The sequence below is a fragment of the Streptomyces sp. NPDC048483 genome (assembly GCF_040651455.1).
Lineage (GTDB): Bacteria > Actinomycetota > Actinomycetes > Streptomycetales > Streptomycetaceae > Streptomyces.
Genome location: NZ_JBEZJZ010000109.1, coordinates 1 through 14,648 on the forward strand (window position 1 = coordinate 1; position 14,648 = coordinate 14,648).

At 73.6% G+C, this 14,648-nt stretch carries 12 protein-coding genes and 1 pseudogene; 4 read left to right on the top strand and 9 right to left on the bottom strand.

Annotation, left to right across the window (positions count from 1 at the left end; genetic code table 11):
* Positions 1 to 164: 164 nt before the first annotated feature.
* From AB0D04_RS35110 to AB0D04_RS35120, 3 genes are read right to left on the bottom strand one after another with little or no spacing between them, the layout of a single operon-like run.
* Positions 165 to 473 (bottom strand): AzlD domain-containing protein, encoded by a 309-nt coding sequence (locus tag AB0D04_RS35110; RefSeq protein ID WP_362711448.1) that lies wholly within the window; start codon positions 471 to 473, stop codon positions 165 to 167.
* Positions 470 to 1,261 (bottom strand): AzlC family ABC transporter permease, encoded by a 792-nt coding sequence (locus tag AB0D04_RS35115; RefSeq protein WP_362711449.1) that lies wholly within the window; start codon positions 1,259 to 1,261, stop codon positions 470 to 472. Before AB0D04_RS35115 ends, AB0D04_RS35110 begins: the two co-directional genes overlap by 4 nt.
* A 10-nt stretch (positions 1,262 to 1,271) precedes the next feature.
* Entirely contained in the window at positions 1,272 to 2,237 is a 966-nt protein-coding gene (locus tag AB0D04_RS35120) for an AraC family transcriptional regulator (protein ID WP_362711450.1), read from the bottom strand.
* 156 nt (positions 2,238 to 2,393) lie between these two features.
* On the opposite strand from AB0D04_RS35120, the pseudogene AB0D04_RS35125 reads away from it, so the two are divergent.
* From AB0D04_RS35125 to AB0D04_RS35140, 4 genes and pseudogenes are all read left to right on the top strand, one after another.
* Positions 2,394 to 7,167, top strand: a pseudogene (locus tag AB0D04_RS35125) (DEAD/DEAH box helicase).
* A gap of 79 nt (positions 7,168 to 7,246) precedes the next feature.
* Complete coding sequence (locus AB0D04_RS35130; RefSeq protein ID WP_362711451.1) at positions 7,247 to 7,561, top strand: hypothetical protein; 315 nt, start codon at positions 7,247 to 7,249, stop codon at positions 7,559 to 7,561.
* A 7-nt stretch (positions 7,562 to 7,568) separates the two neighbouring features.
* Positions 7,569 to 8,360 carry a DNA-formamidopyrimidine glycosylase family protein gene (locus AB0D04_RS35135; RefSeq protein ID WP_362711452.1) on the top strand — a complete coding sequence of 264 codons (792 nt, stop codon included), beginning with the start codon at positions 7,569 to 7,571 and terminating at the stop codon, positions 8,358 to 8,360.
* A gap of 70 nt (positions 8,361 to 8,430) precedes the next feature.
* Positions 8,431 to 9,207: an SDR family NAD(P)-dependent oxidoreductase gene (locus tag AB0D04_RS35140; protein WP_362711453.1), complete on the top strand. Its 777-nt coding sequence runs from the start codon at positions 8,431 to 8,433 to the stop codon at positions 9,205 to 9,207.
* 551 nt (positions 9,208 to 9,758) lie between these two features.
* Here AB0D04_RS35140 and AB0D04_RS35145 read toward each other — a convergent pair.
* The 6 genes from AB0D04_RS35145 to AB0D04_RS35170 all read right to left on the bottom strand — a co-directional run bounded on the left by AB0D04_RS35145 (position 9,759) and on the right by AB0D04_RS35170 (position 14,529).
* Positions 9,759 to 10,229 (bottom strand): DNA starvation/stationary phase protection protein, encoded by a 471-nt coding sequence (locus AB0D04_RS35145; RefSeq protein ID WP_362711454.1) that lies wholly within the window; start codon positions 10,227 to 10,229, stop codon positions 9,759 to 9,761.
* A gap of 217 nt (positions 10,230 to 10,446) precedes the next feature.
* Positions 10,447 to 10,830 (bottom strand): helix-turn-helix transcriptional regulator, encoded by a 384-nt coding sequence (locus AB0D04_RS35150; RefSeq protein ID WP_046925688.1) that lies wholly within the window; start codon positions 10,828 to 10,830, stop codon positions 10,447 to 10,449.
* Positions 10,831 to 10,924: 94 nt separating this feature from the next.
* Entirely contained in the window at positions 10,925 to 11,461 is a 537-nt protein-coding gene (locus AB0D04_RS35155; protein ID WP_362711455.1) for a CinA family protein, read from the bottom strand.
* Positions 11,458 to 12,108, bottom strand: coding sequence for a CDP-diacylglycerol--glycerol-3-phosphate 3-phosphatidyltransferase (pgsA, locus tag AB0D04_RS35160; protein ID WP_362711456.1), 651 nt, complete (start codon positions 12,106 to 12,108; stop codon positions 11,458 to 11,460). The genes AB0D04_RS35155 and pgsA overlap by 4 nt, the downstream gene beginning before the upstream one ends.
* Positions 12,105 to 13,610, bottom strand: coding sequence for a 30S ribosomal protein S12 methylthiotransferase RimO (rimO, locus tag AB0D04_RS35165; RefSeq protein ID WP_362711457.1), 1,506 nt, complete (start codon positions 13,608 to 13,610; stop codon positions 12,105 to 12,107). The genes pgsA and rimO overlap by 4 nt, the downstream gene beginning before the upstream one ends.
* A gap of 103 nt (positions 13,611 to 13,713) precedes the next feature.
* Positions 13,714 to 14,529 carry a RodZ domain-containing protein gene (locus tag AB0D04_RS35170; RefSeq protein WP_362711458.1) on the bottom strand — a complete coding sequence of 272 codons (816 nt, stop codon included), beginning with the start codon at positions 14,527 to 14,529 and terminating at the stop codon, positions 13,714 to 13,716.
* Positions 14,530 to 14,648 lie beyond the last annotated feature (119 nt).

Sequence of the window (14,648 nt, forward strand, 5' to 3'; positions counted from 1 at the left end):
TTTACAAGCTGATGCCGGCATACGTGTTGGGTTTTGTTGTGTGTGGTGTTCAGAGGGGTGCTGTTCCGTGCGGGCCGGCCGGGTCGGCCCGGACCGGTCCGTGCCCACCACTGTGAGTGCGAGGGGACCGGACCCCGAGCGCACGGCGGCTCTCCCGGTGGCGGTCAGCCGCCCAGCGCACGCACCCCGGCGGCGACCACCACCGCGACACCGATCACCAGGAGGAACGGCGCCCGCAGGACGAGCGCGACGGCCGCGGCGGCCACTCCCGCGGCCCTGGCGTCGACCATCAGGTGCTGCCCGTCGGCGAAGGTCTGCTGGGCGGTGAGCGCGGCGAGCAGCGCCACCGGGAGCAGCGCGGCCAGCCGCTTGACGAGCGGGCGCTCCAGGATGCCGGCGGGCGCCAGCAGGCCGAGGTACTTGATCAGGTAGCAGCCGACGGCGGTGGCGCCGATCGCGAGCCAGGTGTTCATGACGGGTCCTCCTGGGTGCCGGCGTGCGGGTCCTCCTGAGTGTGGGCGCGGGGTGCGGTCCCGGTGGCACGCCCGCGTCGTCCCTGGACGAACAGGACGGCGGGGGCGGCGAGCCCCGACACGAGCACCGGTACGCCGGCGGGCAGCACCGGCAGCGTGACCAGGACCAGCACCACCGCAAGGCCCGCGGCCACCCGCTCGACGGTCGTGGTGAGCATCGGCGCGAGCAGCGCCAGGAAGACGGCGGGGCCGGCCGCGTCCAGGCCCCAGGTCCTGGTGTCGCCGAGCGCCTCGGCCCCGAGGGCGCCGCCGAGGGTGGTGAGGTTCCACAGGACGTAGAGGCTCAGCCCGGTGACGGTGAAGCCCAGTCGGGCGGTGCGCCGGTCCGGCTGGGCCATGGCGACGGCGGCGGTCTCGTCGATGACCCAGTGGGCGGCGAGCGGCTTGACGGAGGCCCGGTAGCCCAGGAGGGCGGACAGCCGCAGCCCGTAGAAGGCGTTGCGGGTGCCCAGGAAGAACGCGCCGGCGGCCGCGGTGAGCGGGTTGCCGCCCGCGGCGAGCGCGCCCACCAGGGCGAACTGCGAGGCCCCGGTGAACACCAGGAGGCTGAGCGCGCAGGTCTGCAGGAGGCCGAGCCCGGCGCCGGCCGAGGTCACGCCGAAGGCGAAGCCGGACAGGCCGACGGCAATGCCGACGCCCAGGGCGTCCCTGATGACGGCGGAGTCCGGTTCGGCGGGCCGGCCGCGCGCGGCCCGCTCCGCGGTGGGTGTCTGTGTCTGATCTGGCACGCCCCGGACGCTACGGGGCGGCGCCCCCGGCGGTCTTGTACGTTATTGCGCCTGCCCCGCCTGCCCCGCCGCCCTGCGCCGCGCGCTCCCGGCGGTACGCGCCCGGCGGCACCCCGACGATGCGGGTGAAGTGCCGGTTCAGGTGCGGCTGGTCGGTGAACCCGACAGCAACGGCGGTCTCGGCGGGCGGGCTGCCCGCCTCCAGGAGGCGACGGGCGCGGCGTACCCGGGCGTCGGTGAGCCAGGTGTGCGGCGGCATCCCGTAGGCGTCCTTGAAGGCCCGCAGCAGTGCGAACGGGCTGGTCCCGAGTTCGTGCGCGAGCTTCTCCAGGGAGGGCGGGTCGGCCATCCGCTCCTCCAGGACGATCTTGGCGCGGGCGGCGGTGCGGGCGCCCGCCGTACGGGGTGTGCGGGCCGGCAGCGGGCCTCCGTAGCGGCACAGCAGCCGGGCGACGGCGAGGCGCAGCAGGGTGTCGGCGGCGAGGGCGTTGCCGGACTCGGCGGCCCGGTGGACCTCGGTGATCATGCGGCAGAGGTGCGGGTCCCCGGTGACGGTCTCGGCGAAGCCGGCGGTGCCGCGCAAGGTGGTGGTCTCCTCGGCTATCTCGGCGACGAGCCCGGCCGAGGGGTAGAGCGTGGCGTAGGCCCAGCCCTCCGGGGCACCGGCGCGCGCGGTGTGCGCGACCTCCGGGTTGATCATGATGACCTCGCCGGGCCCGGCGCGGACCGGGCTCTGGGGGAAGCCGATCTCCTCGATGCCGTCGGTGACCGCGCCCACGACGTACCCGTCGTGGGCGTGCCGGGGGAAGGAGTGCCGTACGTAGCGGGCGCGCAGCAGGTCGAGGCCGGGCAGTCCGGCGGGGCGCCAGTGGCGGGCCCACTCGCCGCGGGCCCGTGGTGCGACGTCCGGGCCGGTCCCGCGGCCGGCGGTGGTGCCGGCCGTGCCGTGCGTGCCGTCCCCGTTCCCCGTGATCATCCTTCCATTCTGCGCCCGGCGGGCGGCCGCCGGTCCGCGCGTCCGCACCGTGGACGGGGCGCCCCGGGCGGGCCCCGCGGCCGGGCCGCACCGCCCCGCAGCAGGCGCGCGGCCGCGTTGTCAGTGGTCCGGTGCACGATGGAGGACATGGCAGACATGGCCGAGTCAGCGCTCGATTCGTTCTCGCCCGCGACCCGCGGCTGGTTCACGGGGGCGTTCAGCGCGCCCACCGCCGCGCAGGAGGGCGCGTGGCGGGCAATCGGCGCGGGCGCGGACGTCCTGGTGGTCGCGCCGACGGGCTCCGGCAAGACCCTCGCCGCGTTCCTGGCCTCGCTGGACGCGCTGGCGTCCGCGCCCCCGCCCGCCGAGCCGAAGAAGCGCTGCCGGGTGCTGTACGTCTCGCCGCTGAAGGCCCTGGCCGTCGATGTCGAGCGGAATCTGCGCAGCCCGCTGACGGGCATCCGCCAGGAGTCGGTGCGGCTCGGGCTGCCCGAGCCGGACATCACGGTCGGCATCCGCTCCGGTGACACCTCGCCGGCCGAGCGCCGGTCGATCGCCAACCGCCCGCCGGACATCCTCATCACCACCCCCGAGTCGCTGTTCCTGATGCTGACGTCGTCGGCCCGGGAGGCCCTGGCAGGCGTGGAGACGGTGATTCTGGACGAGGTGCACGCCGTCGCCGGGACGAAGCGCGGTGCGCATCTGGCGCTCTCCCTGGAGCGGCTGGACGAGCTGCGCGGCGCCGGAGCCGGGGGCCACGGCCGCCCGGCCCGCCGGATCGGCCTGTCGGCGACGGTGCGCCCGGTGGAGGAGGTCGCCCGCTATCTGTCGCCGCAGCGGCGGGTGGAGATCGTCCAGCCGCCGTCCGGCAAGCGCTTCGCCCTCTCGGTGGTCGTCCCGGTGGAGGACATGGGCGTGCTGGGCGGATCCCCCGTGCAGGAGGGCGATACGGGCGAGAAGCCGTCCATCTGGCCGCAGGTCGAGGAGAAGATCGCCGATCTGGTCCAGGCACACCGCTCCACGATCGTCTTCGCCAACTCCCGCCGTCTGGCGGAGCGGTTGTGCAACCGCCTCAACGAGATCGCCTACGAGCGCACCCACGGCGAGCCGCTGCCCGAGCACCACTCCCCCGCCGAGCTGATGGCCGAGGCCGGGGCCGCCAAGGGGGCGCCGCCGCTGCTGGCCCGCGCCCACCACGGTTCGGTGTCCAAGGAGCAACGCGCCCAGGTGGAGGAGGACCTGAAGGCGGGGAGGCTGCCGGCCGTGGTGGCCACCTCCAGCCTGGAGCTGGGCATCGACATGGGCGCGGTCGATCTGGTCGTCCAGGTCGAGTCGCCGCCGTCGGTGGCCTCCGGGCTGCAGCGGGTGGGCCGGGCCGGCCACCAGGTCGGCGCGGTGTCGCGGGGCATCGTCTTCCCCAAGTACCGCGGCGATCTGGTGCAGGCCGCGGTGGTCACCGAGCGGATGCGCTCCGGCGCCATCGAGGCGCTGCGGGTACCCGCCAACCCGCTGGATGTGCTGGCCCAGCAGATCGTCGCGATGACCGCGATGGACGTCTGGGACGTCGACGAGCTGCTGGCCGTCGTCCGCCGGGCGGCGCCGTTCGCCGCGCTCCCCGAGTCGGCGTACACCGGGGTGCTGGACATGCTCGCCGGCCGCTATCCCTCCGACGCGTTCGCCGAGCTGCGGCCGCGCGTCGTGTGGGACCGCATCGCCGGGACGGTGACGGGCCGCCCCGGTGCCCAGCGGCTGGCCGTCACCTCCGGTGGCACGATCCCCGACCGCGGGCTGTTCGGCGTCTTCCTGGCGGGCTCCGACTCCGGCAAGGGCGGCGGGCGCCGGGTGGGAGAGCTGGACGAGGAGATGGTCTACGAGTCCCGCGTCGGCGATGTCTTCACGCTCGGCACGACGTCCTGGCGCATCGAGGACATCACCCGCGACCGGGTGCTGGTCACGCCCGCCCCCGGAGTGCCCGGCCGGCTGCCGTTCTGGAAGGGCGACCAGCTCGGCCGCCCACTGGAACTGGGCCGCGCGCTCGGCGCGTTCCTGCGCGAGATCGGCTCGCTGGCGCCGGAGGACGCCCGCGCCCGCCTCGCCGCCGCCGGTCTCGACGACTGGGCGGCCGACAACGTCCTGGGCTATCTCGCCGAGCAGAAACAGGCCTGCGGGCATGTCCCGGACGACCGCACGGTCGTCGTCGAGCGGTTCCGTGACGACCTCGGCGACTGGCGGGTGGTGATCCACTCCCCCTTCGGCGCGCAGGTCCACGCCCCCTGGGCGCTGGCCCTCGGCGCCCGCCTCGCCGAGCGCTACGGCATGGACGCCCAGGTGATGCACGCCGACGACGGCATCGTGCTGCGGCTGCCGGACGCGGACCTGATGGGCCTCGACCTCCTCGACGGCAGCCCCTTCGATCCGGCCGCGGACCCCGGCCTGTCCGCCCCCGGCGCGGAGTGGGACCCGGAGCAGTCCCCCGTAGGGGCCGCCGATGTCGTCTTCGACCGCGGCGACGTCGACCAGCTCGTCACCGACCAGGTGGGCGGCTCCGCCCTCTTCGCCTCCCGGTTCCGCGAATGCGCCGCCCGCGCCCTGCTGCTGCCCCGGCGCAGCCCCGGCAAGCGCACCCCGCTGTGGCAGCAGCGCCAGCGCGCCGCTCAACTCCTCCAGGTGGCAAGCGAGTTCGGGTCCTTCCCCATCGTCCTGGAGGCCGTCCGCGAATGCCTCCAGGACGTCTTCGACGTACCGGGCCTGACGGAGCTGATGGGGGACATCGAGGCCCGCCGGGTCCGCCTGGTGGAGGTCACCACCCCCGAGCCGTCCCCGTTCGCCCGCTCGCTGCTGTTCGGCTATGTCGCCCAGTTCCTCTACGAGGGCGACTCTCCGCTCGCCGAGCGCCGCGCCGCCGCCCTCTCCCTGGACTCCCGGCTGCTGGCCGAGCTGCTGGGCCAGGCCGAGCTCCGCGAGCTGCTGGACGCCGAGGTGCTGGCCGAGCTGGAGCGCGAGCTGCAGTGGCGCACGGAGGACCGGCGCGTCAAGGACGCCGAGGGCGTCGCCGATGTGCTGCGCCTGCTGGGTCCGCTGACCGACGCCGAGCTGGCCGAGCGCGGCGCCGATCCGGCGTGGCCCAGGGAGCTGGCCGCCGCCCGGCGCGCCATCACGGTACGGATCGCCGGCACCGACCACTGGTCCGCCGTCGAGGACGCCGGGCGCCTGAGGGACGCACTGGGCACGGCCCTGCCCGTCGGCGTCCCGGAATCGTTCACCGAACCGGTGGCGGACCCGCTCGGCGACCTGCTGTCCCGGTACGCCCGCACCCACGGCCCCTTCACCTCCGAGCAGGCCGCCGCCCGCTTCGGCCTCGGTACGGCCGTCACCGACGGCGCCCTGCACCGCCTGGCCGCCGCCGGCCGCATCGTCCAGGGCGAGTTCCACCCCGCCGGAATCGGCCAGGAGTGGTGCGACGCGCAGGTACTGCGCAGGCTGCGCCGGCGCTCGCTCGCCGCGCTGCGCGAGGAGCTGGAGCCGGTGCCGCCCGCCGCGCTCGCCGCCTTCCTCCCCCAGTGGCAGCAGGTCGGCGCCCCCGGTCCGGCGGGGGCGCGCGGCGGCTCGTCGGGCCTGCGCGGCATCGACGGACTGGTCCGCGCCGTCGAGCAGCTCCAGGGCGCCCCGGTCCCGGCATCCGCCCTGGAGAAGCTCGTCCTGCCGTCCCGCATCGCCGACTACACTCCCGCCCTGCTGGACGAACTCACCGCCACCGGCGAGGTGTTGTGGGGCCGGCGCCGGCCCACTGCCCGGCAAGGACGGCTGGCTCTCCCTCCACCTTGCCGACACCGCGCCTCTCCTGCTCCGGCCCCCGCTCCCTCTCGAGCCGACCGCGCTGCACGAATCCGTGCTGGCCGCCCTCTCTCCCGGTTACGGCCTGTTCTTCCGTCAGATCGCCGACCAGGTCCGCGCCACCACCCACCCCGACGCCTCCGACCCCCAACTCGCCGACGCCGTCTGGGACCTGGCCTGGTCCGGGCGGCTCACCAACGACACCCTCGCCCCGCTGCGTGCCCTCCTCGGGTCGGGCCGTACGGCCGGCTCCACCGCCCACCGGGCGCGGCGGTCGGTGCCCCGGGGGAGATATGGCTCGCTGACCGCCGCCGGACGTACGGGCGGCCGCCCCACGGCATCCCGCAACGGCCCGCCCACGGTCGGCGGCCGCTGGTCCCTGCTCCCCGCCCTGGAGCCGGACGTCACCCACCGCGCCCATGCCCTGGCCCGTACGCTCCTGGACCGGCACGGCATCGTCACCCGCGGCGCGGTCGCCGCCGAAGGCGTCGAGGGCGGGTTCTCCGCGGCGTACCGCGTGCTGGCCGCCTTCGAGGAATCCGGGCAGGCCCGCCGCGGTTATGTCGTCGAGGGGCTCGGCGCGGCCCAGTTCGCGATGGACGGCGCCGTCGACCGGCTGCGCGCGGTCAGCACACAGCGCGAGCCCGCGGTCTCCGGCACTCTGCCGGGCGGGAGCCGTTGGCAGTCGCACGGCGGCGGCCCGCAGCGCGCCGTCGTCCTGGCCGCCGCCGACCCGGCCAACGCCTACGGCGCCGCACTGCCCTGGCCCGAGCCCCCCGAGGGATCGACCCACAAGCCGGGGCGCAAGGCGGGCTCCCTGGTCGTCCTCGTCGACGGCGAGCTGGCGCTCTACATGGAGCGCGGCGGCAAGACCCTGCTGCTCTGGCCGCTGGGCCGGGACTTGGCCGAGCACGGCAGCGACGCCCGCATCCAGCCCGCCGTGACGGCGCTGTGCGAGGCCGCCCGCGCCGGCGCCCTCGGCACCATCACCACCGAACGCATCAACGGCACCTCCGCCCTCACCTCCCCCTACGCCCCCGTCCTGGAGTCCGCCGACTTCCACCCGACGCCGCGCGGATTCCGGCTCCGGGGGTGAGGCGATGACGCGACGGGCCCGTCACCGGTTACGACGCACCGGTGCAGCCGGCCGGCTCCGGTGCGGCCGCACCGGCGTCATGACGGCCCGCGACGCGGTGCCCCCCGCCCGCCCCGCTGCCCGAAGCGGCCCCCGCACCGTGACCGCCGGCGCCGGCCGCACCCCCGGCCCGTACGGCATCGGCGGCCGCGCCCCACCGCGCCGCCGGGGAATCGCCGCCACGGCGGAGACCTCGGGCGCCCCGGCCGCCCCCGGAGCCCCGGCCCGCCACCGCCCACACCCGCTGCACCCGCTGCACCCGCTGAGCACCAACGCCCGGCCATCACCCCTACAGCGCTCCCAGTACCCCACGCACGGCCGCCCGCCCTCGTTCCTCCCCCGCTGCCCGGCATGATGGTGCCATGCCCGAAGGCGACACGGTCTGGCGCTTGGCCCAGCGGCTCCACGAGGCGCTGGCCGGCACCCCGCTGACCCGTTGCGACCTGCGCGTCCCGCGCCTCGCAACGGTGGATCTCACCGGCCGCAGCGTGCTGGAGACGGTCCCGCGCGGCAAGCACCTTCTGACCCGTATCGAGGGCGGCCTGACTCTCCACTCCCATCTGCGGATGGACGGCGCCTGGAAGATCTACGCCCCGGCCGAGCGCTGGCGCGGCGGCCCGGCCCACCAGATCCGGGCGGTTCCGGGCACCGCCGGAGACACCGCCGTCGGCTACCGCCTCCCCGTCCTCGACCTGCTGCGCACCGCCGACGAGTCCAAGGTCGTCGGCCACCTGGGCCCCGACCTCCTCGGCCCCGACTGGGACCCGGCCGAAGCCCTGCGCCGGCTGCTCGCCGCCCCCGAACGCCCCCTGGGCGAGGCCCTGCTGGACCAGCGGAATCTGGCCGGTATCGGCAATGTCTACAAGTCCGAGCTGTGCTTCCTGCTGCGCGCCTCCCCCTGGCTCCCCGTAGGGCAGCTGCCCGGCCCCGAGCGCGCCCCGGCGCTCGCCAAGAAGCTCCTCGAGGCCAACAAGCGCCGCCCGGCGCGCATCACCACCCCGTGGGGAGCCCGCCCCGACCGCCGCCTGTGGGTCTACGGCCGCGCCGACCGCCCTTGCCCGCGCTGCGGCACCCCCGTACGCACCGCCGACCAGGACCCCGCTGCCGACGAACGCGTCACCTACTGGTGCCCGGCCTGCCAGCCCGCCCCGTAGGATCCGTCCCCGAAATCCTGTCTCCCACCTACTAATTGACGCTCCGTCAGGCCACTCCTATTCTCGCTCCATGCCCCTCACGGCGTACGACCTCACCGGCCGCAGCGCGATCGTCACGGGTGCCGCGAGCGGTATCGGCCGCGCCACCGCCGCGCTCCTCGCCGAGGCCGGCGCCACCGTCCACTGTGCGGACCTCAACGGCCAGGGGGCCGCGGCAACCGCCGAGGCCATCACCGCCGCGGGCGGCGACGCGCACCCGCACCACCTCGACGTGACCCGGCGTGACCAGATGGCTGCCGTGGTCGCGGCGGCCCAGCGCGCCACCGGCCGCCTGGACGTGATGGCCACGATCGCCGGGATCATGCATTCCTCCCCCGTCCTGGGGACCGCCGACGCGGACCTGGACCGGGTCTGGAACACCAACTTCAAGGGCGTACTGCACGGCTGCCAGGAGGCCGCCCGCGCCATGATCGCCACCGGCACCCGCGGCAGCATCGTGACCATGGCCTCCGGCGCCATCGACACCGGCGCACCCGGCCTGCTCTGCTACGGCGCGGCCAAGGCCGCCGTCGTCCAGCTCACCAAGACGCTGGCCACCGAGGTCGGCCGGTACGGAATCCGCGTCAATGCCGTCGCCCCCGGCTGGATCCGTACGGCGATGACCGGCCGCCACACCGCCGAGGCCCAGCAGCAGGCCGAAGGGCCGATGATCCGGATGTCCCCTCTGGGGCGGGTGGGCGAGCCCGAGGACATCGCACACGCCGTGCTCCACCTGGCCTCGGACGCTTCGTCCTTCACCACCGGCCAGATCCTCCGCCCCAACGGCGGCGTCGCCATGCCCTGGTGACCGCCGCCCGCATCCCCCTCACCAGCGCTGCCCCGCGCCCCTTGGTGCCCTTCCCCCTGCCCACCCAGGGAACGCAGTGCACCGGCAGCACGCCGAGCCCCCAGCCCCCCAGCACCACCGCCCCCTCGACCGTCCCCGCCGCCTGCGGCTGAAGCGTCAGCCGGAGCGCGGCCCACCACCACAAGGCCCCGATGAGGGCCCCGGCTATCCAGCGGCCGGGCACGGTCCGGGGGCGGTCCGGCCGACGGCCCGCCGGCCGCCCGCCCGGTCCGCGGGCCGCAACGTCATGCCACGCCATGGCTTGCCTCCCTTGGCCGACGTTAGACGGGCCCGCAGCCGGGCGGGAGAGCGCACCGGGGCACATGCGGGGCGCAGCGGGATATCGCACGCCCGTTCGCAGCCGGCATGCTCCGCAGCGGGCCGCACGGCCGGTCGGCGGAGCACACCGTCAGGCCGCCCGCCGCGTCACCGTGACACCGTGACACCGTGACACCGTGACACCGTGACACCGCACGCCACAGGGGCGGCGCACACCGCTGGAGCGCCGCATGTCACTGGGACTCCGCCTGGAACATCCAGTGATGTTTCTCCAGGTCGGCGGCGAGCCCGATGAGGATGTCCTGGCTGACCGGGTCGGGTTCCGCGGTGTCGATGATCCGCTCCCGCATCCGCTCGATGACCGCCGCAAGGCCCGTCACCAGCGTCCGCACCACCTCACCGTCCTTGATCCAGCCGTCCGGCACCTCGCCGATGCCGCTGGTCTGGGCGACCGTCGCGGCCCGCCCGTCCGGCGGCACCCCGATCGCCGACGCCCGCTCGGCAACGGTGTCCGCATGCTGTCGCGCGGTGTCCACGACCTCGTCGAGCTGGAGATGTACGGAGCGGAAGCGTGGGCCGACGACGTTCCAGTGCACCTGCTTGGAGATCAGGGAGAGATCCACGAGGTCGACGAGGGCTCCCTGCAGGGCGTTCCCGACGATGGCACGGTCGCCGTCGGACAGCGGGCTGTTGACCACAGACATTCGGCTACTCCTGTTCGCGCGAAACCTCGGCCTGCGCGCTACTACGCACTTCTACGCATGTGGCCGTTTTTCACCGTTTCACCCATCGTATAAATGGCCGGGCGCTTTGGGGCAGGTCAAGGGGGCCGGCCGAGGCGCCGCCCCCACGCCGCGCGGGCAGCACAAAGCCACGGTCAGCGCTGCCGACCGTGGCTTTGTGAAAAGACGAACAGGGGTGTCAGGCCGCGACGACATCCACGACGTCGGCCGGGGACTTGATCGTCACGCGGTCCTCCGGCACACCTGCCAAGGACGTGACGGACACCGAATTGAGCTTCGGCCGCACCGGTGCCGGTACCGGGTCGCTCGCGGCCGCGGACGCTGCCAGCTCGGCGAGCGCCAGCTCATCGCTGACCTCCCGCATGAGCTCTGACATACGCACGTCCAGCGCGTCACAGATCGCCGAGAGCAGTTCGGAGGACGCCTCCTTCTGCCCCCGCTCCACCTCGGACAAATAGCCGAGCGATACCCGGGCGGAGGAAGAGACCTCGCGCAGGGTTCGGCCCTGGCGCTGACGCTGTCGGCGCAGCACGTCACCCAGCAGGCGACGAAGCAGAATCATCGCTGGCTCCCTCCTCGGACCTCGAATCCGGATCCTTCTCGCCCCACCGTACCGCCTTGGACCCTGGCAGTGCCGGGCGCGAGTTCGTGTTCACTCAGGGCTGCAAACATCCATTCCCCCCGTGTTGTTCCGTATCCTGTGCCACGCAATTTTCTGTCAGTTCGCTCAACAACAGTGCGAGCACGGCCTGGACGGTGTCCCTACGGATCCGGTCACGATCCCCGTCCAGCGCCAGCCGGCGCACCTCGCCGGCGCCGTCCGGCCCCTCGACCGCCACGAATACGGTGCCCACGGGCCGGCCGTCCTGCGGCTCGGGCCCGGCGACGCCCGTGGTGGCGATGCCCCAGTCCGCGCCGAGGACCCGCCGTACACCGCTCGCCATCTGGCGGGCGACCTCGGCGTCGACGGCCCCGCGCGCGGCCAGCAGCGCGCCGTCCACGCCCAGTACATCCCGTTTGATCCCGGTTGCATACGCCGTCACCGAGCCCCGCACCACCCGCGAGGCCCCGGGGACGGCGGTCAGCTCACCCGCCACCAGGCCGCCGGTCAGCGATTCGGCCACCGCCAGGCTCTGTCCGCGCCCGGCAAGCGCATCGAGCGCCCCGGCCGCCGCAGAACCCGGCCCGGTCACCGCGCGGCTTCCCGCTCGGCCCGCTCGGCGCGTTCCCGGGCCAGTCCGGCCCGGCGCATGACCACGGCCTGGCGGACGTAGTCGAATCCGGTGGCGACCGTCAGCACCACGGCCACCGCCATCACCCACCAGCGGAGCGTGGCCAGCGGCCCGGTCAGCACCAGGACGTACATCCCGACCGCGGTGCCCTGTGCCAATGTCTTGATCTTGCCGCCACGACTGGCCGGAATCACACCGTGCTTGATCACCCAGAACCGCATCATCGTGATGCCGAGTTCACGGAAGAGAATCAGGCCCGTCACCCACCAGGGCAGATCGCCCAGCACCGACAGACAGATCAGCGCCGCGCCCATGATCGCCTTGTCCGCGATCGGGTCGGCGATCTTGCCGAAGTCGGTGACCAGGTTGTACGTGCGCGCCAGATGCCCGTCGAACACATCGGTGATCATGGCGATGGCGAAGGCCGCCCAGGCGAACGCGCGCCAGGCCGGGTCGCCCCCGCCGTCGTGCATCAGCAGCAGCACGAAGGCCGGGACCAGCAGCAGCCGCATCATCGTCAGAAGGTTGGCGATGTTCCACAGCCCGGCTTGCCCGACGGTCGGCGCCGTGCGCGGCCCACCGGCGGCGGAAGCCGGGACTCCGCTCATCTGCCCGCCTCCTCGGTACACGCGGTGCCGTCCACCGACAGCACCTCGGCCACGAGATCGACGCCCTCGCTCGCAACGACCTTTGCTTCGACCATACGACCAGGAGCCAGGTCCTGGCCGTTCGAGAGCAGCTCCGCGCCGTTCGCGAGGAGAGTGACGCCGTCGGTCTCCGGCGCCTGGTGCGCGGCCCGCCCCACGACGCCGTCCTCCTCGTCGATGCGGTCCACCAGCACCCGTACGGTCTCGCCGACCCGCTCCTCCGCGCGCTGCGAGGTCAGCTCCTCGGCCAGCCAGGACACCCGCGCCAGCCGCTCGGCGACCACCTCGGGGTCGACCTTGTCCGCGTAGGAGGCGGCTTCCGTGCCGTCCTCGTCGGAATAGCCGAAGACGCCGACGGCATCCAGGCGCGCCTCGGTGATGAAGCGCTCCAGCTCGGCCAGATCGCTCTCGGTCTCGCCCGGGAAGCCGACGATGAAGTTGGAGCGGGCACCGGCCTGCGGCGCCTTCGCACGGATCTGTTCGAGCAGGCCGAGGAAGCGGTCGGTGTCGCCGAACCGCCGCATCGCCCGCAGCACGCCGGGGGCCGAGTGCTGGAAGGACAGATCGAAGTACGGCGCGACCTTGTCCGTCCCGGTCAGGACGTCGATCAGGCCGGGCCGCATCTCGGCGGGCTGCAGATAGCTGACCCGGATCCGCTCGATGCCGTCGACGGCAGCGAGCTCCGGCAGCAGCGTCTCGAGCAGCCGGATGTCGCCGAGATCCTTGCCGTAGGAGGTGTTGTTCTCGGAGACCAGCATGATCTCCTTGACGCCCTGCCCGGCCAGCCAGCGGGTCTCCCCCAGCACATCGGAGGGCCGGCGGGAGATGAACGAGCCACGGAAGGACGGGATCGCGCAGAACGAGCAGCGGCGGTCGCAGCCGGAGGCCAGCTTCACCGAGGCCACCGGGCTGCTGCCGAGTCTGCGGCGCAGCGGTGCCCGCGGCCCGGAGGCGGGCGCGACGCCCTCCGGAAGGTCCTCGGGCGGAGTGTCCTGGGCGTGGCCGGGCAGCGCGACCTCGGCGGCCTCCTGGCGCTCGGCCGGGCTGATCGGCAGCAGCTTGCGGCGGTCGCGCGGGGTGTGGGAGGCGTGGATGCCGCCGTTCAGGATGGTCTGGAGGCGGTCGGAGATATCGCTGTAGTCGTCGAAGCCGAGCACACCGTCGGCCTCGGGCAGCGCCTCGGCGAGCTCCTTGCCGTAGCGCTCGGCCATGCAGCCGACGGCGACGACGGCCTGGGTCTTGCCGTGATCCTTGAGATCATTGGCTTCCAGCAGGGCATCGACGGAGTCCTTCTTGGCGGCTTCGACGAATCCACAGGTGTTGACGACGGCGACATCCGCGTCGGCGGCTTCCTCGACGAGCTCCCAGCCGTCCGCTGCCAAGCGGCCTGCGAGCTCCTCCGAGTCCACCTCGTTACGGGCGCAGCCAAGAGTGACAAGGGCGACGGTACGGCGTTCGGGCATAGGGCTCAGCCTACTTCGTCCCGCCGACAGTCATGGCGCGCAGGTCTACGCCACCGGTCCCGGGCGCCCCGGGCCCGGCGGCGGACGCGGTTTCGGGCCGCGCTCAGCCCGCCTGCGGGTCTCCGGGGGTGTAGCTCAGCCGCGCCACGGAACCCTTCTTGCCGACCTGCTTGACCTCCTTGCCATTGACGTACAGCTGTACGGCGCCGGCATTGCCCAGGACCAGGTCGATCCGCTTCTTGTCGGTGAAGGTCTTGGACTGGCCCTTCTTGAGCAGGACGTCCTCGAGGAGCCTGCCGTTGGCGTCCTTGGCCGAGAGCCAGCTCTGACCGAGGGCGGTCACCTTGATCGTGACCTTGTCCTTGGGCAGTCCGGCGATCGCGCTGTCGGAGGGGGCGGGGTCGGGGACGGTGGGCTTGACCGTGGGCCGGGTGGTGTTCGGCGCCGGGGCGGGCTTCTTCTCGGCGTTGGCCCTCCCGTCGGCCGAGACCGGCCCGTCCGCGCCCTTGCTGCCGCCGTTGAACAGCGTGAAGCCGACGAATCCGATGACGGCGACAATCGCCGCGACCATCGCGGCGGTCCAGTTGGGGCGGCGCGGCTCGGAGCGGATCCGCTCGGCCTCGAAGAGCGGCTTGGGGACGGTCGGCTCGGGACGCCCGCCGTGCTCGGCGTCGAACTGGGTGATCAGCGGATCGGGATCGAGGGCGACCGCGCGGGCAAGCGTCCGGATATGTCCCCGCGCGTAGACGTCGCCGCCACAGCGCGAGAAATCGTCCTGCTCGATCGCCTGCACGATCGGGATGCGCACCCGTGTGGTCGTACTGACCTCTTCAACGGTCAGTCCTGCTCCGGTACGGGCCTGCTGGAGGGCTCGACCGACGGAAGGCCGGTCGTCTTCGGGGGAGTTGCCGATGGACACGGGGGCGCCTTTCGAGCGTGTAGCCACCTGCTGGAGGTTCAGTCTAGGGGTGGAGCGAAAGGGTCGGGCAAGCGGGAGAGCGGAGTTTGTACGCCATCAGAACGCCCACAGGCCGCCCG

Coding starts and splice junctions, on each gene's coding strand:
- AB0D04_RS35140 (WP_362711453.1), top strand. CDS start 8,431: ATGCCCCTCACGGCGTACGACCTCACCGGCCGCAGCGCGATCGTCACG.
- AB0D04_RS35110 (WP_362711448.1), bottom strand. CDS start 473: ATGAACACCTGGCTCGCGATCGGCGCCACCGCCGTCGGCTGCTACCTG.
- AB0D04_RS35130 (WP_362711451.1), top strand. CDS start 7,247: ATGACGGCCCGCGACGCGGTGCCCCCCGCCCGCCCCGCTGCCCGAAGC.
- pgsA (WP_362711456.1), bottom strand. CDS start 12,108: ATGAGCGGAGTCCCGGCTTCCGCCGCCGGTGGGCCGCGCACGGCGCCG.
- AB0D04_RS35120 (WP_362711450.1), bottom strand. CDS start 2,237: ATGATCACGGGGAACGGGGACGGCACGCACGGCACGGCCGGCACCACC.
- rimO (WP_362711457.1), bottom strand. CDS start 13,610: ATGCCCGAACGCCGTACCGTCGCCCTTGTCACTCTTGGCTGCGCCCGT.
- AB0D04_RS35145 (WP_362711454.1), bottom strand. CDS start 10,229: ATGTCTGTGGTCAACAGCCCGCTGTCCGACGGCGACCGTGCCATCGTC.
- AB0D04_RS35135 (WP_362711452.1), top strand. CDS start 7,569: ATGCCCGAAGGCGACACGGTCTGGCGCTTGGCCCAGCGGCTCCACGAG.
- AB0D04_RS35150 (WP_046925688.1), bottom strand. CDS start 10,830: ATGATTCTGCTTCGTCGCCTGCTGGGTGACGTGCTGCGCCGACAGCGT.